14 protein-coding genes are annotated in these 16,208 nt (G+C 63.4%); 2 read left to right on the top strand and 12 right to left on the bottom strand.

Going from position 1 to position 16,208, the window contains the following annotated elements:
* Positions 1-8: 8 nt before the first annotated feature.
* Both OQE62_RS10345 and OQE62_RS10340 read right to left on the bottom strand, forming a co-directional pair.
* Positions 9-878, bottom strand: coding sequence for a BadF/BadG/BcrA/BcrD ATPase family protein (locus OQE62_RS10345; RefSeq protein ID WP_265721955.1), 870 nt, complete (start codon positions 876-878; stop codon positions 9-11).
* Positions 875-2,452: a sodium:solute symporter gene (locus OQE62_RS10340; RefSeq protein ID WP_265721954.1), complete on the bottom strand. Its 1,578-nt coding sequence runs from the start codon at positions 2,450-2,452 to the stop codon at positions 875-877. The genes OQE62_RS10345 and OQE62_RS10340 overlap by 4 nt, the downstream gene beginning before the upstream one ends.
* Positions 2,453-2,605: 153 nt before the next feature.
* Between OQE62_RS10340 and OQE62_RS10335 the strand changes: the two genes are divergently transcribed.
* Complete coding sequence (locus OQE62_RS10335) at positions 2,606-3,472, top strand: SIS domain-containing protein (protein ID WP_265721953.1); 867 nt, start codon at positions 2,606-2,608, stop codon at positions 3,470-3,472.
* Positions 3,473-3,752: 280 nt separating this feature from the next.
* On the opposite strand, the gene panB is transcribed toward OQE62_RS10335, so the two are convergent.
* From panB to dksA, 9 genes are all read right to left on the bottom strand, one after another.
* Positions 3,753-4,568: a 3-methyl-2-oxobutanoate hydroxymethyltransferase gene (gene panB, locus OQE62_RS10330; RefSeq protein ID WP_265721952.1), complete on the bottom strand. Its 816-nt coding sequence runs from the start codon at positions 4,566-4,568 to the stop codon at positions 3,753-3,755.
* A gap of 1 nt (position 4,569) precedes the next feature.
* On the bottom strand, positions 4,570-5,250 hold the full coding sequence (locus OQE62_RS10325) for a deoxynucleoside kinase (RefSeq protein ID WP_377535667.1): 681 nt from the start codon (positions 5,248-5,250) through the stop codon (positions 4,570-4,572).
* Between the two features lie 264 nt (positions 5,251-5,514).
* Positions 5,515-5,991: a 2-amino-4-hydroxy-6-hydroxymethyldihydropteridine diphosphokinase gene (folK, locus tag OQE62_RS10320; RefSeq protein WP_265721951.1), complete on the bottom strand. Its 477-nt coding sequence runs from the start codon at positions 5,989-5,991 to the stop codon at positions 5,515-5,517.
* Positions 5,991-7,349, bottom strand: coding sequence for a polynucleotide adenylyltransferase PcnB (gene pcnB / locus OQE62_RS10315; protein ID WP_265721950.1), 1,359 nt, complete (start codon positions 7,347-7,349; stop codon positions 5,991-5,993). Before pcnB ends, folK begins: the two co-directional genes overlap by 1 nt.
* 832 nt (positions 7,350-8,181) lie before the next feature.
* On the bottom strand, positions 8,182-9,570 hold the full coding sequence (locus OQE62_RS10310; RefSeq protein WP_265721949.1) for a sigma-54-dependent transcriptional regulator: 1,389 nt from the start codon (positions 9,568-9,570) through the stop codon (positions 8,182-8,184).
* Positions 9,571-9,695: 125 nt separating this feature from the next.
* Positions 9,696-12,662: an ATP-binding protein gene (locus OQE62_RS10305; protein WP_265721948.1), complete on the bottom strand. Its 2,967-nt coding sequence runs from the start codon at positions 12,660-12,662 to the stop codon at positions 9,696-9,698.
* Positions 12,652-12,828: a hypothetical protein gene (locus tag OQE62_RS10300; RefSeq protein ID WP_265721947.1), complete on the bottom strand. Its 177-nt coding sequence runs from the start codon at positions 12,826-12,828 to the stop codon at positions 12,652-12,654. Before OQE62_RS10300 ends, OQE62_RS10305 begins: the two co-directional genes overlap by 11 nt.
* Positions 12,829-12,961: 133 nt before the next feature.
* The gene (gene gluQRS, locus OQE62_RS10295; protein WP_265721946.1) at positions 12,962-13,846 is read right to left on the bottom strand and encodes a tRNA glutamyl-Q(34) synthetase GluQRS; all 885 of its coding nucleotides are present in this window, start codon (positions 13,844-13,846) and stop codon (positions 12,962-12,964) included.
* A 190-nt stretch (positions 13,847-14,036) separates the two neighbouring features.
* Positions 14,037-14,474 carry an RNA polymerase-binding protein DksA gene (gene dksA / locus OQE62_RS10290; RefSeq protein ID WP_265721945.1) on the bottom strand — a complete coding sequence of 146 codons (438 nt, stop codon included), beginning with the start codon at positions 14,472-14,474 and terminating at the stop codon, positions 14,037-14,039.
* A gap of 270 nt (positions 14,475-14,744) precedes the next feature.
* Here dksA and sfsA point away from each other — a divergent pair, with 270 nt between their 5' ends.
* Positions 14,745-15,446 (top strand): DNA/RNA nuclease SfsA, encoded by a 702-nt coding sequence (gene sfsA, locus OQE62_RS10285; RefSeq protein WP_265721944.1) that lies wholly within the window; start codon positions 14,745-14,747, stop codon positions 15,444-15,446.
* Positions 15,447-15,786: 340 nt separating this feature from the next.
* Here sfsA and OQE62_RS10280 read toward each other — a convergent pair whose 3' ends face one another.
* Entirely contained in the window at positions 15,787-16,131 is a 345-nt protein-coding gene (locus OQE62_RS10280) for a Rieske (2Fe-2S) protein (protein WP_265721943.1), read from the bottom strand.
* Between the last annotated feature and the right edge of the window lie 77 nt (positions 16,132-16,208).

Here is a 16,208-nt window from a genome sequence, read left to right as displayed (position 1 = left end):
TCCAAAAGCTAGACGGTTTCGGTTTCCCGCTGCGCCAGTATGCAGGCGCCATCCAGGGCGGTGCCGAGTGCGGGGATCAGTCTCGATCTCAGGTCTTCTGAAAGGAACGGGCTCATTTTCTCGGCCAGGCCTCCCAGCAGGGTCAGCGGCAGTTCCCCGTCGTCGCTGGCGGTGCGAATCAGTCGCTCGACGTCGATGGCGGTTTTCCTGACGATATCTTCCGCCAGCCGGCAGTGGGGCAGGTGCTCGAATACGGCCGGTGCCAGGGCTGCATATTCCCGCGAGCCGGCCTCTTGCAGCCAGGGTAGTATCGAGGAGCGCCGGTAGCCCACATGCGCCATTATATCCCGGCAGAGGTCGCTCACGGCGCGGCCGTGATTGTCCAGTTCCCACAGCAGGCCGCGCACCGCACTTTTGCCGACGGCAGCGCCGCTGCCCTCGTCGCCCACGGCCAGGCCCCAGCCGCCGAACTGGCGAATGCTGCCGTCCCTGCCCAGCCGCATGGCCACGGAGCCGGTGCCGATTGCCACCATCACCATCGGCAGGCCGGCGCCGGCACCGATCAGGGAAGTCTTCGCATCCGAGGTGACGGTGACCCTGGCAAACCCCTCGGATTCCAGCCGCGCGGCGAGTTTACCGGCGGCAGCCGGGTTGCCGGCGCCCGCCACGCCGCAGGCGACGGATACCTGTTTCGGGCCTATTTGGCGTTTCGTCAGAAGCTGCCTGCTCAGCCCGACAATAGTGGCGACGGCATCGGCCGGGTTCTGGCTCAGGGAGCTGGCGCCGGTGCGTATTTCCAGCGGCGCCATATCGCCGCCGCCAAGCCTCCCCAGGGTTTTCGTGGCGCCGCCGTCGATGCCGATGAAGTAGTCGCTCATGCACTGGATCCCTCCAATGACTTGTGGTTGACGGAAACCGGTTCGGGCCTGCCGAGGCAGCAGACCGCGAAGGCGATCGCGGTACCCAGGCAGAGCTGCCAGGTGAAGGCGATATCGATGGGGGTATCGGTGCCGGTGATGGCGCTGATCATCCACGGCTGCTGGGCCAGGGTGACGAGGAAGCCCGTGACCAGCGCCAGGCCGGCGCTGGTGCTGTTGCCGCGGCCGGTGAACAGCACTGTAAAGAATACCCCCAGCAGACCCGAATAGGCGAACACCATCACCGACAGGGCAAAGGTGATCAGGGGCAGGTCGCTGTATTGCTGCCAGTAGTAGCAGACGATGGCCATGCTGCCGAGCGCCGCCGCGATCAGGATCATGGAGACGCGCCCCGCGAGGACGAAGTGGCCGGCCGGTTTGTCGATATTGCGTTTCTTCAGCCAGCTCCGGTATATGTCCTCGGTCAGTACACTGGCCATGGAGTTGACGCTGGAGTTGAGGGTGGACAGGGCCGCGGCCATGACGCCGATGGTCACGAGACCGCGCAGTCCCTGCGGCATTTCGTTGAGCACGTAGTGCATGAACACCGTGACGTCGCCACCGGTGGGGGAGGAGCCCACTGTGCCGCCCATCAATTCCGGGTGTTGGTAGACGATGTACAGCAGCATGCCGATGGCCATGAATACCAGCATCACCGGCACCACCATCAGCACCGACAGCGTCATGGCCCTGGCGCCTTCGCGCGGGCTTTTGCAGGTGAGCAGGCGCTGGCTGACGTCCTGGTCCAGCCCCAGCGAGGCGATGAACAGCAACACGAAGCCGGTGAGCGTCGACCAGACGTTGAAGGGGTCGCCGAGGTCCCAGCTCGCGTCTATCAGCGCGAGTTTCGAGGGCTGGCCGTCGCCGGGGGCGTGAAGGGTTGCGAGAATTTCCGGCAGTGTGGCGGGAATCTGCCACAGCAGTACCGAAATCATGGCAATGGCCGCGCCGATATAGATCGCGGACTGCAGTACGTCACTTTGGATGACCGAGCGCACACCGCCGATAAAGGTCTGCAGCAGTCCCGCCAGGGTCAGGATCGCCACCGCCAGAATCACATGGCCGGCCGCGATATCGTTGAACAGGATCATGGAGACGGCGATTGCGGCCATATAGAGCCTGGCGCCGCTGGCGAAAACGCGCCCCACCAGGTACATGACGCCGGCCTGGTGCTTGGCGGTATGGCCGAAACGGGATTGCAGCAGTTCGTAGACAGTGGTTACCCGCTGGGCGTAGAACTTCGGAATCAGCAGCCGGGACACGATCAGCGCTGCGATCAGGGCCCCCAGGTTGGTGAACAGGTAGGTGAAGTCGCCGCCGTAGCCGAGATCGGGGCCGCCGAGAAAGGTGGCGGCGGACTGGACGGTGGCGAGGGTGGAGATGGCCACCATCCACATGGGCATGCTGTTGCGCGCGAGGAAGTAGTCGCGGCTGTCGGCGGTCTTCTTGCGACTGAATAACCAGCCACCGGTGGCCAGTATCACGCCGTACAGCGCAAAGATGGCCCAGTCCAGTAGGGTGAACTGCAAGTCCATGGGGGATCTGCCCTTCCTGCTCTCGTGGTACTGAATTATTCCTTAATTTAAGTGTTATTGGTATCATTTATTCCTTTTGGGATCAAAGTATTTATTCCCGCCCGGCCGCGGCGGATCAGCGGATGTATCTATTTCCTTCTGGAGCTTCTGGTTATGGGATCAATTACCAAAATCCGCGCGATGCGGGAGTCCATGTCGAATCACGAGCGGCGCATTGCGGATTACCTGCTCGACAATGTCGAAGTGGTGCGGGGGTTGTCTTCCAAGTCCCTGGCGGACAGTGTCGGTGTGTCCCAGTCGAGTGTGGTCAAGTTCAGCCAGAAGCTCGGTTACCGGGGCTATACCGACCTGAAGCTGTCCCTGACCGAATCGCTGGCGCGAACGTCTGTGTTGCCAAAAGCGATTCACGGCGATATTTCCACGGACGACGATCTGTCCACCGTGGCGCAGAAGCTGATCGCGCGCAAAACGGGGTCCCTCAACGAGACGCTGACGGTCAATCGCGAAGACGAGTTGCTGAGGGCGGTCGGTTTACTCTCCGGCGCCGACAGGGTGCTCCTGGCGGGGGTCGGTGCGTCATCGCTGGTGGCGAGGGATTTCGCCTTCAAGCTGATGAAGCTCGGCAAGGCGGTACTAGCGGAAAGCGATACCCATGTACAGGTCGCCAACGCGGCCACCCTGGGCGGTGGAGATCTGATATTTGCAATCTCCGAGTCGGGCCTGACCCAGGATGTCGTCCGGGTAGCGGAAACCGGTGTGAATCACGGTGCGGGTGTCATTTCCCTGACCGGCTTTTCCCGCAATCCCCTGGTGGAGCTCGCCGGCACCAATCTGTTTTGCCTGTCGGACGAGGTAGGGGCGCGGAGTTCAGCCATTCTCTCGCGCACGGCGCAGCATATGGTGACCGACTTGCTGTTCATTCTCATGTCGCAGAGAGATGGTCGGGCAAAAGACCTGTTCGAGCGCAGCCGCCGGGCCGTTGATGTGTTCAGGAACCATAAACGGCCGCCGATCAATTGAGCGCTGGAGACACAGGGCAAGTCGGGGGTTGATTCAGTGGGAAATGAATAATATATTCCTTGTGTCTGAAGGTGTCGCAATAATTTGGTCGTAGTCTCGAGCCGGGGTATTGCGAGCCCGGGCGCCGGGTCCGCCGGGGGTTTTGGTTAGATCCCAGCGGGTTCGATTGTCACCTTGTATTTTCCAATTCCGGAATCCCCTTCCGATATCGAATTGGCTTGAAGGGGGCTTTTGCCCCCTTGTTTTTCCCCAGCGCCTTCGCTCGATGGGCAGTCGTCCGTCAGCTAAACGTATGTGCCTCGTCGGGGAAAGCGCCGCTTTTCACATCCTCGGCGTACTTGCTCAGCGCGCCGGGAATGTTGCCGGTTTCCTGCAGGAAGTTCTTGGAGAATTTGGGCGGCTGCTCGGTGAGGCCGAGAATATCGTTGATCACCAGTACCTGGGCGTCGGTCCCATCGCCGGCGCCGATGCCGATGGTGGGCATGGAGACGGCCTGGGTGATGCGTCTGGCCAGGCCGGCGGGCACGCATTCCAGTACCAGGAGGCCGGCGCCGGCCTCGTCCAGCTGAGCGGCGTCGTCGAGGATCTCCCCGGCGCGCGCCTCATCGCGGCCCTGGACGCGGAAGCCGCCGAACTTGTGTACCGATTGCGGGGTCAGGCCCAAGTGGGCGCAGACCGGGATACCGCGATCGGTGAGCATTTTCACCGTCTCCACCAGCCAGGCGCCGCCCTCGATTTTCACCATGTGGGCGCCGGCCTGCATGATGCGGGTGGCGTTGGTGAGCGCCTGCTCCGGCGTCGCGTAGGTCATGAAGGGTAGGTCGCCCATGATCAGCGACTTTTTGTTGCCGCGGGCCACCGCTTCCACGTGGTAGATCATCTGTTCCATGGTGACCGGGATGGTGCTGTCGTAGCCGAGTACTGTCATGCCCAGGGAGTCGCCCACCAGCACCGCCTCGACACCGGTCTTCTGCGCCATGGCCGCCATGGGGGCGTCGTAGAGTGCGACGGTGATGAACTTCTCGCCGTCCATCTTCATTTTGTGCAGCCTGTTGATGGTGACGGGTTTTTCCAGTGCAGCGGGAGCGTAGGGCATATCAGACTCCGGGATTGTAGTAGTGGCGGCCACTGGTGACGGTGAGCATGTACTCCACCAGCTGGCAGTAGTCTTCGGGGCGGTCGACGATATCGATCTCCTCGCTGTTGATGATCAACAGCGGCGCCTCGTCGTAGTAGTGGAAGAAGTTGGTGTAGGCCTCGTTGAGGGTGGCCAGGTATTCGTTGCCAATGGCGCGCTCGGCGGCGATGCCGCGGGTGCGGATGCGCTCCTGCAGTACGTTGAGTGGCGCCTGCAGGTAGACTACCAGGTCCGGCTTGGGGGCCTGCAGGGTCAGGTGCCGGTAGACCTGCTGGTAGAGGGACAGTTCGTCGGCGTCCAGGGTGACCTCGGCGAACAGCTGGTCCTTCTCGATCAGGAAGTCGGCCACGCGCACCGGCTTGAACAGGTCGTCCTGGCGCAGCGCCTGGATCTGCTGGGAGCGCTCCAGCAGGAAGTGCAGTTGCGTGGGCAGGGCGGCGCTCTTCGGGTCGCGGTAGAAACGCTCGAGAAACGGGTTGGTTTCCGGCTGCTCGAGCAGGGTGTCGTAGTTGAAGGTGGCGGCGAGTTTCTTCGCCAGGGTGGTCTTGCCCACACCGATATTGCCCTCGACGGCGATAAAGCGGGGCAGGGTAATGCCGGAGGTATCCGGCTCGCGGGGTTCGTCGGTATCGATTGCCACGGAATTTACTCCTTTATTTTTCCGCCCCGGTCCGCTGTCGCATGCGCAGGACATGCCATTGAACCTACGACCTGTAGGGTGCGCCGTTGCTCGGGCCTGCAGAGGCTGCCGAAGTTTGGTTCGTAAGCAGGTGTCGGGGCGGCCCTGCTGCCGGTGGCTGTTTGCTCAATAGCCTCATCGGCAATCGTTTCCCAAACAGCCCCCGGCAGCAGGGCCTTCACATCCGGCTTGGATATTCTTTTCCGGATGCTAGGGTGCACCCTATCAAATCTTTTCCAGCCGGTTCTCCGGGCACTCTTGCAGCAGTGCCGCGATCGACTCCCCCGACGGCAGTGTCAGCCCGGGTTCCAGTTCCGCCAGCGGCTGCAATACAAAATTGCGTTCGGCCATGCGCGGGTGGGGGACCTGCAGGCGCGGTTCGCTGATCCGCTGGCGGCCGAACAACAGTATATCCAAATCCAGGGTACGGGCACCCCAGCGCACACTGCGCTCGCGGCCCTGGGCATTTTCGATCGATTGCAGCCGATCCAGAAACTCCAGGGGCGGCAGCGCCGTTTCCAGTTCCGCCGCGGCATTGACATAGTCGGGCTGCTCGCCGGGCCCCACCGGTGCACTGCGGTAAAAGCTGGAACGGCGCAGCAGTCCCGTGCCCGGGATTTCGGCCATCGCCGCCAGGGCGGAACGCAGTTGTCGTTGCGGTTCGGACAGGTTGCTGCCGAGCCCCACGAATACCCGGGTCATCACTGCGACTTGTGTTCGGCCCTGGGGCGGCGACGGCGGCGCCCGCCGCGCGCGCCGCGGCGCTTGCCGCCGCCGTTGCGCTGCAGTTTGCGCACCATCTGCTGGCGCTCTTCCCCGTCGGCCTGCTGGAATTCGGTCCACCACTGGCCCAGCCCCGGCTGGATCTCGCCGCACTCTTCGCGCAGCAGCAGGAAGTCGTAGGCGGCGCGGAAGCGGGTGTGTTCGCTCAGGCGCTGGGCGCGGTTGCCGCCGCGCTGCGGCAGGCGCAGCTGCAGGTCCCAGATCTCGCGCATGGGGATGGAGAAGCGCTTGGGGATCGCGGTGTGGGCCAGTTGCGAGCCGGTCACTTTCTGCGCGGCCTGTGCCAGTGCCGGTATCGGCGGTGTGCCGGCGCCGGCGACACGCTCCTGTTCGGCGCGCACAGCCGGCCAGAGCAGGGCCGCGTACAGGAAGGCGGGGGTCACGCGCTTGTCGTTGCGGATGCGCTGGTCGGTATTGCGCAGGGCCAGGCGGGTCAGCTCGCGCGCCTCCGGCTGCTCCAGCAGTGCGGCGTTGTCCGGGAACAGGTGATGCCACAGGTGGTAGCGTTCCATCAGCTCGAAGGTGCGCTCGCCGTGACCGCTCATCAGCAGTTTGAGCACTTCGTCGAACAGCCGCGCCGGAGCGATATTGCGCAGCAGCGGCGCCAGCTCCCCGAGAGGGGCGGCGGTTTTTTCCTCGATATCGAAGTCGAGTTTGGCGGCGAAGCGCACCGCCCGCAGCATGCGTACCGGATCCTCTTTGTAGCGGGTGGCCGGGTCGCCGATCATGCGGATCTGGCGCTGTTCGATATCGCGCATGCCGCCGGTGTAGTCGTGGATCTCGAAACCGTCGGTGGTGTAGTAGAGGGCGTTGACGGTGAAGTCGCGTCGCACGGCGTCGCTCTCCAGGTCGCCGTAAACATTGTCGCGCAGCAACATGCCGTGTTCCGACTGCCGCGCCTCGTGCTCTTCTCCCTCGCTGTGGTGGCCGCGGAAGGTGGTGACTTCGATGATCTCGCGGCCAATACGCGCGTGCAATATGCGGAAACGGCGACCGACGATACGGGAGCCGCGGAACAGCTTCTTGGCCTCTTCCGGTGTGGCGTCGGTGGCCACATCGAAATCCTTGGGGTGGCCGCCCAGCAGCAGGTCGCGCACGCCGCCGCCGACGATATAGGCCTGGAAGCCGCCGTCCTGCAGCCGTTTCATCACGGTGAGGGCGGCGCGGCTGATATTGCGCCGGGACAGGCTGTGGTCGCTGCGCGCGACGATACGGGGGAGTTTCGATTGCTGTGGCTTGCGCCAGCGTTTGATACTGCTGATCAGGGAATTGAGCATACGGCTGTCTGTCTTGACTGCTGCCAACGGGGTTTGGCTTCTTGAGGGTCCCGTCCTCGCTGTGCAGGCAGGTCCCGATTGGGGGCGCATTCTATCACAGGGTGAGGGCCGCAGGCGGGCGGGCTGCAATCAGGTAACAGTAGAAACCGCCGGGAATGGAGGCAAAAGGGGGAGAATAAAGGGAAAGTGGGAATTATTCTTATTAAGATGAAGGCAGCGGCTTCCTTGCGCTATCAATTTGCTGTCTAGCAAACACCCTCTCCCAGGTACAATCAGTCAGTCTGTAACGCGCTTGTCGTTATTTTTGTTGTCTTCTGCTTTATTTTTATTGTTTATTGTTATTCTTTGTGGTTTTTATTGTTCTTCGCGGTTTTGGTCCCTGTTTTCTCTTATTCTCGACCGCCCCGTTTATTCTTATTGTGTTGCGCCCGCTTATTGTCAGTTGTTATTAGGGCTTGAACAGTCATTTATTTTTATTCTTGGCTGTTTTTCTTGTTTGTACTAAGAAGAAAGCATTTAGTGTGCCAACTTTATAAATTCCTTAAAATTCAATAACTTAGAAGTTTAAGGTGGTGTGAGGTGACAGCCGGGAAGGGGTTTTGCGTTACAGATGGCGCGGTAGTTGTTACTCGCGGAGAGATGGGGGTAACACTTTCCATTGTTGCCAAAGTGGGAAGGTTTTTGATGGTAGCGATATCACATTTCCGATGATCCACAATACCGGCAATCGGATATAAAAGAATTGAAGGTCTGGCAGGGGGGGGGTGGTCGGGTTGGCGGCCAATCGCCCGGTATTGACCGCTTCCGCTTGCGGGTTTGTTACCCGGTTTGATCAGGCTTCCGCCGCCATGCGCCGTGTCTTCTTGCGCGGGATACCCAGCTTCTGGCGGCGTTCCCACAGGCATTTGCGGCTGACGCCCAGTTTCTTGGCCAGTTCCGTCTCGCTCATGGTGTCCTGGTGTTCGAGCACGAAGCGGGCGAAGTAGTCCTCCAGCGACAGGTCCTCGCGCGGGTCCGTGTGCAGGCTGCGCGGGCGGCGTTCCGGATCCGCCTCTTCCACCGGTACCAGGTCCAGGTCGATGTCCAGGGTGTGGTGGTCGATTTCGGTGCTGTTGTCGTCGGTCAGGATCACCGAGCGCTGGATGGCGTTCTCCAGCTCGCGCACATTGCCCGGCCAGGTGTAGGTGGTCACGGCCTGGATAGCCTCCGGGGAGAGCTTCAGGACCGGGCGCTCCACACGGGCGCAGAACTTCTGCAGCAGGTGTTCGGCGATCGCCAGCATGTCCTTGCCGCGTTCCCGCAGCGGCGCCAGTGTCATCTGCACCACATTGATGCGGTAGTAGAGGTCTTCTCGGAATTTGCGCTCGCTGGCGAGCTGGCGCAGGTTGCGGTGGGTCGCCGCCACCAGGCGCACATTCACCTTGCGCGATTCCACCGCACCGATGGGGCGCACTTCGCCCTCCTGCAGCACACGAAGCAGCCGCGCCTGGGCTTCCAGCGGCAGTTCGCCGATTTCGTCCAGGAACAGGGTGCCGCCGTCGGCGGCGGCCACCAGGCCCTCGCGGGCGGTCTGGGCACCGGTAAAGGCGCCTTTTTCGTGACCGAAGAGTTCCGCCTCGATCAGGGTTTCCGGAATGGCGGCGCAGTTGACCGAGATCAGCGGCTTGCCGGCGCGGCGGCTCTCTTCGTGGATGGCGCGCGCCACCAGTTCCTTGCCGGTGCCGGTCTCGCCATGCACCAGCACGGTGGCGTCGGTGGGGGCCACCTTGTGAATGCGGCTGTAGAGCTCGCGCATCACCGGGCTGTCGCCGATCATGCCGGTGATGGTACGGCCCGGCTCCTTGCCCGCCGGCACGCGGGCGCGGCTCTGCTCGGCCTTGCCGATCACCCGGCGCACGGTGGCGATCATCTCGTCGTGATCGAAGGGCTTGGCGATATAGTCCGCCGCGCCCATCCGCATCGAATCCACCGCCGAGCGCAGGCTGGCGTAGCTGGTCATGATCAGCACCGGCGTGTCGCCGGCCAGCTTCAGCAGATCGGTGCCCGGGGCACCGGGCAGGCGCAGGTCGGAGATGATCAGGTCGACCCGGTCGAGGCGGTTTTTACTGGTCGCCTCGCGCACTGAACCGGCTTCGCTGACCTGGTACCGGTGCCGCTCCAGCAGTTTGCGCAGCGCCGTTCGAATAATCGCTTCATCTTCGACGATCAGGATGTGGCTCATGTGTTACGCCTGGTTACAAAACGTTCAGGAAGCGTCTAGTTTTACCTGCTGAGCGTTTCGATGCAACCCATTTTGAATGATGAAGGCGGAACAATGAATGATGAACGGCGGCCGCACAGCATTCATCATTCATCATTCATCATTCCGATCGGCAGCTGCACCACAAACTTCGCCCCCCGGCCCGTCTCCGGATGCGCCGGGCTGATCAGCTCCAGCTGCCCGTCGTGTTCCTCGACGATGCTGTAGACCATCGCCAGCCCCAGGCCGGTGCCCTTGCCCGGCTCCTTGGTGGTGAAGAAGGGTTCGAGGATGCGCTCGCGGTGTTTGGCGGAGATGCCCGGGCCGTCGTCGGCGACGGCGACGCAGGCGCAGCCCCGGGCCACATAGCCGTCGATCTGGATATGGCCGCCGTCCGGGCTGGCGTCGCGGGCGTTGCTGAGCAGGTTGATGAAGACCTGGATCAGGCGCTGGTTGTCGCCGGGGGCGAAGAGGTCTTCGGGAACGGCGTTTTCGAAGGTGACCCGGGTCTTGTCCCGCTGCAGCGACAACAGCTGTACCGCTTCCTGCACGCAGGCGTAGAGATCCACCGGCGCGCGCTCGGTCTCCTGGCTGCCGCTGTGGGAGAAGTTCACCAGCGAATGGACGATGCGGCTGATACGCTGGGTCTGGCTGACGATCTGGTCGGCGGTATCGCGCACGTCGTCGCTGTCGGATTCGTATTGCAGGTTCTGCGCCAGGCAGGCGATGCCGGTGACCGGGTTGCCCACCTCGTGGGCGACGCCCGCTGCCAGCCGGCCCACGGAGGCCAGGCGCTCGCTGTGCATCAGTTCCCGTTCCAGCACCTGGGTTTCGGTGATGTCTTCCAGCAACAGCATCTGTGCGTCGCCGCGCTCGGCTCTCTCCCGGTCGGCGCGCCCGCTCTGCAGGCGCGTCTTGTGCAGGTTGAGCCAGTGGCTGTCGCCGTCCAGGTCCACCTGCTGCTTGAAGCGGCTGGCGTCGGCGGAAGCCGCGAACTCGATCAGCAGCGCGCGCCAGGGGGCCGCCAGGTAGTCCAGCTTGGAGCCCAGCACCTCGCTCGCGGCGATACCGGTGAGATCCTGCATGGCGTAGTTCCAGAGCAGGATTTCGCCGTCGCGGCCCAGGGAGCAGGCCGCCAGCGGCAGTTCCTCGAGCATCTGCCGGTGGTAGAGGCGCAGGTTGTTGAGTTCCGCCGCGAGGCCGGTGAGCTGGTTCTTGTAGCGGGACAGGCGCGTCTCGATGCGGTGGATATCCTTGTTGGCCGGCTGGTCGCTGTCCTTGAAGGGGAAGTGGCGGTCGATGATCTGCCCCGCCAGCACGCGGCCCAGCAGGCCGGACAGGTTGGCCTCCAGTTTGTCGCGCAACTGGCGCAGGGCGTAGGGACGGCGCTCGTCATCCGGCAGCCTGAGCTGGCGCAGGGCGCGGTTGACCTCCTGGTTGGCGGTGGCGTCGCCGAGGCTGTCGGACAGGCGCAGCCGGAACTCCGCCGCCGACTGCACGTCCAGTTCCAGGCGCAGCGCCTGGCTCAGGGTCTCGTCGCTACACAGGTCGGCGGCGTATTGCTCCAGGCTGCTGGAGCGGGTCAGCAGCGACAGGCCCACGAACAACAGGACGTTCACGGCCAGCGACAGGGTGGTGACCCGGGTCCAGATGGACATGCCCAGCGGGATCTGGATATCGGTGCCGGGCAGGGCGATACCGGAGAGGCCGAGTACCGATGGAATCAGCAGCCCCAGGGCCCAGACCGACATGCCCGCCAGCAGGCCGCCGATAAAGCCGCGGCGGTTACCCGACGGCCAGTGGATCACCGCGAAGATGCCGGGCAGGAACTGCAGCGAGGCGATAAACGCCAGTAGTGCCAGCTCGGACAGGGACAGGCGGTTGTCGAGCAGCAGGTAGAACCCGAAGCCGGCCAGGAACAGCGCCACCACCAGGGCCCGGCGCAACCATACCAGCTGGCGGTACATATTGTCTTCCGAGTGCCAGCGGGTGCCCGGCAGCAGCCAGTGGTTCATCACCATGGTGGAGAGCGCCAGGGTCATCATTACCAGCGCGCCGGTGGCGGCGGACAGGCCGCCGATAAACGCCAGGGTCGTCAGCAGTGGCGAACCGCTGGCCCGGGGGACCGCCAGGGCGAAGTACTGCACCGGCTCGGCCACGTCCAGCGCGAAGCCGGCCCACATGATCGGGAAGATCGGCAGCGCCATCAGCAGCAGGAACAGCGGGAAGCCCCAACTGGCGTGGCGCAGGGTCCTGGTGGCCGAGCGCTCGGCCACGCTCAGGTAGAAGATGTGCGGCATCGCCACTGCCGTGGCGATAAACACCAGCAGCAGCGTGTGGGACGAGCCCTGTTTGATCGGTGTGTACAGCAACTGTTGCATATCGGGGTTCTGCCCCAGCCACTGGTCCAGGCCGCCAAAGCCGCCGAAAACGCCGTAGATGGCATAGCCGCCCACCGCCAGCAGCGCGACCAGCTTTACCAGCGACTCCAGCGCCATGGCGCTGGACAGGCCGGCGCGGCGCTCGCTGGTGGCGCCGTACATGCTGGTGAACACCGCCAGCAGCACGCAGTAGAAGAAGGCGATCAGGTTTTTGCTGGAGACGCTGTTTTCCGTCAGCGCCGCCATGCTGTCCCGCGACAGCAGCGCCAGGGTCTCCGCCACCGCCTGTATCTGCAGGGCGATCAGCGGCAGCAGCGCCAGCAGCATGAACAGCGTGGCCAGGGTGCCGGCCCCGCGGCTGTGGTAGCGGAACACCAGCAGGTCCGCCGGCGAGGTCAGCTGGTAGCGCTGCGCCAGTCGCGCCAGTGGTTCCAGCGCCACCGGCGCGAACAGGAACATGGCGCCGGTACCCAGGTAGTAGGCCAGCACCCCGTAGCCGTACTGCCAGGCGAGGTCGACGATGCCGTAGAAGGTCCAGGCGGACATGGATACGCCCAGCGACAGCACGTACACCAGCGGGTGGCGCACCCAGCGCGCCGGCAGCCAGCCCTTGGAGGTGGCGAAGGCGACGAAAAACAGCGTGGCGATATAGGCGACGCCGATCAGGGCGATATGGGCTATTTCAAAGCTCATCCGACTTGCGCCTCATCTGTACGAACACCGCCAGCAGGATCAGCACGAACCAGAGGATAAACGGCCGGTACCAGGCGCCGGACGGGTTGATCATCCAGGTGAAGATGGTGGGTGAGAAGACATAGCCCACCAGGACCAGGAGGATGAGGAGGGTGCGGTTGGTCATGGGGTTCGGGACCCGGGGCCCGGGCACCGGGAGGTGTAGCGGACGACAAATGCGATAGTTGCCATGGGGGTGCAGCCTTTGCGATTCGTTCAGGGCGAAAGATGTTAATGGGCGCCAAACCCGGGAGCAAATATCAGGAGGGCTTTTCAGTCAACTGCCGATTGCGCAAATCCAGCTGCCGTCGCTGCCAGCGGGCTACGGCCCAACTGAGGATCTGCGCCGGCGCCTCGAGCGCCAGTTCCGCCGGCACCCGGAAGCCGAGGAAATCCAGGGCGGTACAGAGGTTCTCCGGTGCGCGGCGGTCGTCGATGGCGGGGGCGCCGTTCTGCTTGCTGAGTTTCTGGTGGTTGTCCGGGCCCATGACCAGGGGCAGGTGGCCAAACTGTGGCGGCTCTGATCCCAGCAGCCGGAACAGGAACTGCTGGGCGCCGGTGGTCTCGAGCAGGTCGGCGCCGCGCACCACGTGGCTCACGCCCCGGTCGATATCGTCGGTCACCACCGCCAGTTGGTAGGCGTAGAGGCCGTCCTTGCGCCTGAGGATGGTGTCGTCGCGGATCGGCTGTGTCTGCGGGCCCTGCCAGATATCCTCGAAGGATTCCTCCCCGCCGGCGCTCTTGAGGCGCAGGGCGGCGGGGCCGTCGGCGGGGGCGGTGCCGCGGCAGCCGCTGTTGTCGTGGCCGCCGGCGCGGCGGATCTGCGCGCGGGTGCAGCGGCAGGGGTACAGCAGGTCGCGCTCGGCCAGTGTCGCGAGTATCTCTTCGTAGCGGTCGTGGCGGCGGCTCTGCCAGTCGAGCGGGCCCTGCCAGTGCAGGCCGTGGGCCCGCAGGGAGTCGAGGATGCGCCCGGCGGCACCGGGCTCTTCCCGCGGTGGGTCCAGGTCCTCCATGCGCACCAGCCAGGTGCCGCCGTGGGCCACGGCGTCCAGGTAGCTGCCCAGGGCACAGACCAGGGAGCCGAGATGCAGCGGTCCGGTGGGGGAGGGGGCGAAGCGGCCTGTGTAGGAGTGGGAGATATCCAAGGCAGTCTTGCTGGAAATGCTTCGAAATCGGGGGTGGGCCCGGTGCCGCTAAGCTGACTTCCGGGCGGTCCCACTGTCGGCGGCCGTCCGCTCAACAGCCTCATCGGCAATCGTTTCACGGACGGCCGCCGACAGCGGGACCTTCGCATTTACCTTCGGTATTCTTTTCGGGTCCCTGGGGCCCAAAAAATCAGCCGGAAATCTGCTTTTCCTTGATCTCCGCCAGGGTCTTGCAGTCGACACACAGGGTCGCGGTGGGGCGCGCCTCCAGGCGACGGATGCCGATTTCCACGCCACAGGCCTCGCAGAAGCCGTAGTCCTCCTGGTCGATCAGCTCCAGGGTGGCGTCGATCTTCTTGATCAGCTTGCGCTCGCGGTCGCGGGTGCGCAGTTCCAGGCTGAATTCCTCTTCCTGGCTGGCGCGGTCGGCCGGGTCCGGGAAGTTGGCGGCTTCGTCCTTCATGTGGGAAACGGTGCGGTCCACCTCCGCCATCAGCTCGGACTTCCAGGCCAGCAGCAAGTTGCGGAAATGCTCCTGCTGCTTCTCGTTCATGTACTCTTCGCCCTTCTTTTCCTTGTAGGGCTCAAAGCCGTGCAGAGACTCGGCGCTCGCAGCAGTTTTGGGCATAGTCGTTGCCTCTCTTTCTTTACGGACCCCCGTTTATGGGGGCGATACCACCAAATTCAATCTAGCCTAGTCCGGAATTGTCCGTGGTGATGCATTTTTAACCCGTTTGGATGGAATGCGAACAGGCTATTCCCTCCCCGGCGCCGTAACCGCCAAAAATCGGGGGCCCCTGGCGACCGAGGGCGAAGAAGCTACCAAATCTCTCCTGTTCGCGCCACAAAATGTTGTCTGCTATTTTGTGGCGCTTGAATTGTCAGTTCAGGTTGTCACGTGAAACTCGATCCCCCTCTGGCGCAGGCGGTTCTGCTGCGCCGCTACAAGCGTTTCCTCGCCGATATCGAGGCGCCGTCCGGTGAAGCCTTCACCATCCACTGCCCGAACACCGGTTCGATGAAAAACTGCTGGGTGGAGCATAGCCCCTGCTGGTATTCCGATTCCGGCAATCCCAAACGCAAGTACCGCCATACCCTGGAGGTGACCACGACGCCGGAGGGTGCCCTGGCCGGGGTCAATACCGGCCGCGCCAACGCGCTGGTGGAGGAGGCGATCGGCAGCGGCGTGGTGGCCGAATTGCAGGGCTACGCCGGCCTGCGCCGGGAGGTGCGCTACGGCGCCGAGAACAGCCGTATTGACCTGCTGTTGTCGGGAGAGCCCGGGGACTGCTATGTCGAGGTGAAGAATGTGACCCTGGCGGAGGGGGCGCGCGGCCTGTTTCCGGACGCGGTCAGCAGCCGCGGCGCCAAGCACCTGCGCGAGCTGCAGAAACTGGCCGAGGGCGGCGTGCGCGCGGTGCTCTTCTATTGTGTACAGCACACGGGAATCGAGACGGTGGAGGCGGCGCGGGAGATTGATCCGGGCTACGCGGCGGCGCTGGACGAGGCCGTGGCGGCGGGGGTGGAGGTGCTGGCCTACCGCGCGAAGATCGGCGCCAGTGAGATCGCCCTGGCCGAAAATATCCCGTTTATCCAGTAGGGGCGAACCTTGTGTTCGCCCTGTTAATTTGTGGCACTTCAAGCTGTCGCCGTTAGGGAGCTCATTAGCGTAGGAGTTTTTATTTGGTTATAGGAAAGCGGTAAATAAGAACACTGAAGCTGATGCGAAGGCCCTGATGCCGGGAGCACCTTGCGGGACTGTCAGCGAGAGGGACCTCGCTGCCAAGCCTCCAGGGATGGATTCACGGCGTGTCCCACAAGGTGCTCCCGGTAGCAGGGCCGCCACCAGAACAGCTTAGTGGCACTAGCCGGGGGCTGGGTTGCCACGAACATGGAAGGCGAACACAAGGTTCGTCCCTATGGCAGAGATCCGTAACCATTCAGTCAGCCATCAGCACGTAGAGCCCCTCGGGAGAGTACTCCACCGGCAGCGGCGTCAGCGCCTCGCCGGTGCAGGGGCCGGCGATGCATTCGCCGGTTTCGATTTCGAACAGGGCGCCGTGGGAGGCGCACTGGATCAGGGCGCCGTCCGGGTCGAGGAACTGATTTTCCTGCCAGTCGAGGCCGATGCCCTGGTGCGGGCATACGTTTTTATAGGCATAGATATCGCCGCCTTTCATCACGGCGAAGACATTGTCGATTCCCTCCGGCACATCGCCCAGGGAAAAGCCTTTCGACTGGCCCTCCGCCAGTTCGTCGTAACGGCAAAGAAAATATTTCTGCATACTGCTATCCGGCACTCGCCACTGATTGCCCACTCAGGTTTCGGGGGGCCCGGAGCCCCCAGATTTGCCCCAAAAAC

This window comes from Microbulbifer halophilus, from assembly GCF_026183675.1.
In the GTDB taxonomy this organism is placed as follows: Bacteria; Pseudomonadota; Gammaproteobacteria; order Pseudomonadales; family Cellvibrionaceae; genus Microbulbifer; species Microbulbifer halophilus.
The sequence above is the reverse complement of the archived record's forward strand: the minus strand, read 5'-3'. Positions and strand labels throughout refer to the sequence as shown.

What these genes read in the sequence shown, in the direction of transcription:
- OQE62_RS10300 (WP_265721947.1), bottom strand. Translation starts at nt 12,828, where the DNA reads ATGACCAACCGCACCCTCCTCATCCTCCTGGTCCTGGTGGGCTATGTC.
- dksA (WP_265721945.1), bottom strand. Translation starts at nt 14,474, where the DNA reads ATGCCCAAAACTGCTGCGAGCGCCGAGTCTCTGCACGGCTTTGAGCCC.
- OQE62_RS10340 (WP_265721954.1), bottom strand. Translation starts at nt 2,452, where the DNA reads ATGGACTTGCAGTTCACCCTACTGGACTGGGCCATCTTTGCGCTGTAC.
- OQE62_RS10305 (WP_265721948.1), bottom strand. Translation starts at nt 12,662, where the DNA reads ATGAGCTTTGAAATAGCCCATATCGCCCTGATCGGCGTCGCCTATATC.
- OQE62_RS10345 (WP_265721955.1), bottom strand. Translation starts at nt 878, where the DNA reads ATGAGCGACTACTTCATCGGCATCGACGGCGGCGCCACGAAAACCCTG.
- panB (WP_265721952.1), bottom strand. Translation starts at nt 4,568, where the DNA reads ATGCCCTACGCTCCCGCTGCACTGGAAAAACCCGTCACCATCAACAGG.
- pcnB (WP_265721950.1), bottom strand. Translation starts at nt 7,349, where the DNA reads ATGCTCAATTCCCTGATCAGCAGTATCAAACGCTGGCGCAAGCCACAG.
- folK (WP_265721951.1), bottom strand. Translation starts at nt 5,991, where the DNA reads ATGACCCGGGTATTCGTGGGGCTCGGCAGCAACCTGTCCGAACCGCAA.
- OQE62_RS10310 (WP_265721949.1), bottom strand. Translation starts at nt 9,570, where the DNA reads ATGAGCCACATCCTGATCGTCGAAGATGAAGCGATTATTCGAACGGCG.
- OQE62_RS10280 (WP_265721943.1), bottom strand. Translation starts at nt 16,131, where the DNA reads ATGCAGAAATATTTTCTTTGCCGTTACGACGAACTGGCGGAGGGCCAG.
- OQE62_RS10335 (WP_265721953.1), top strand. Translation starts at nt 2,606, where the DNA reads ATGGGATCAATTACCAAAATCCGCGCGATGCGGGAGTCCATGTCGAAT.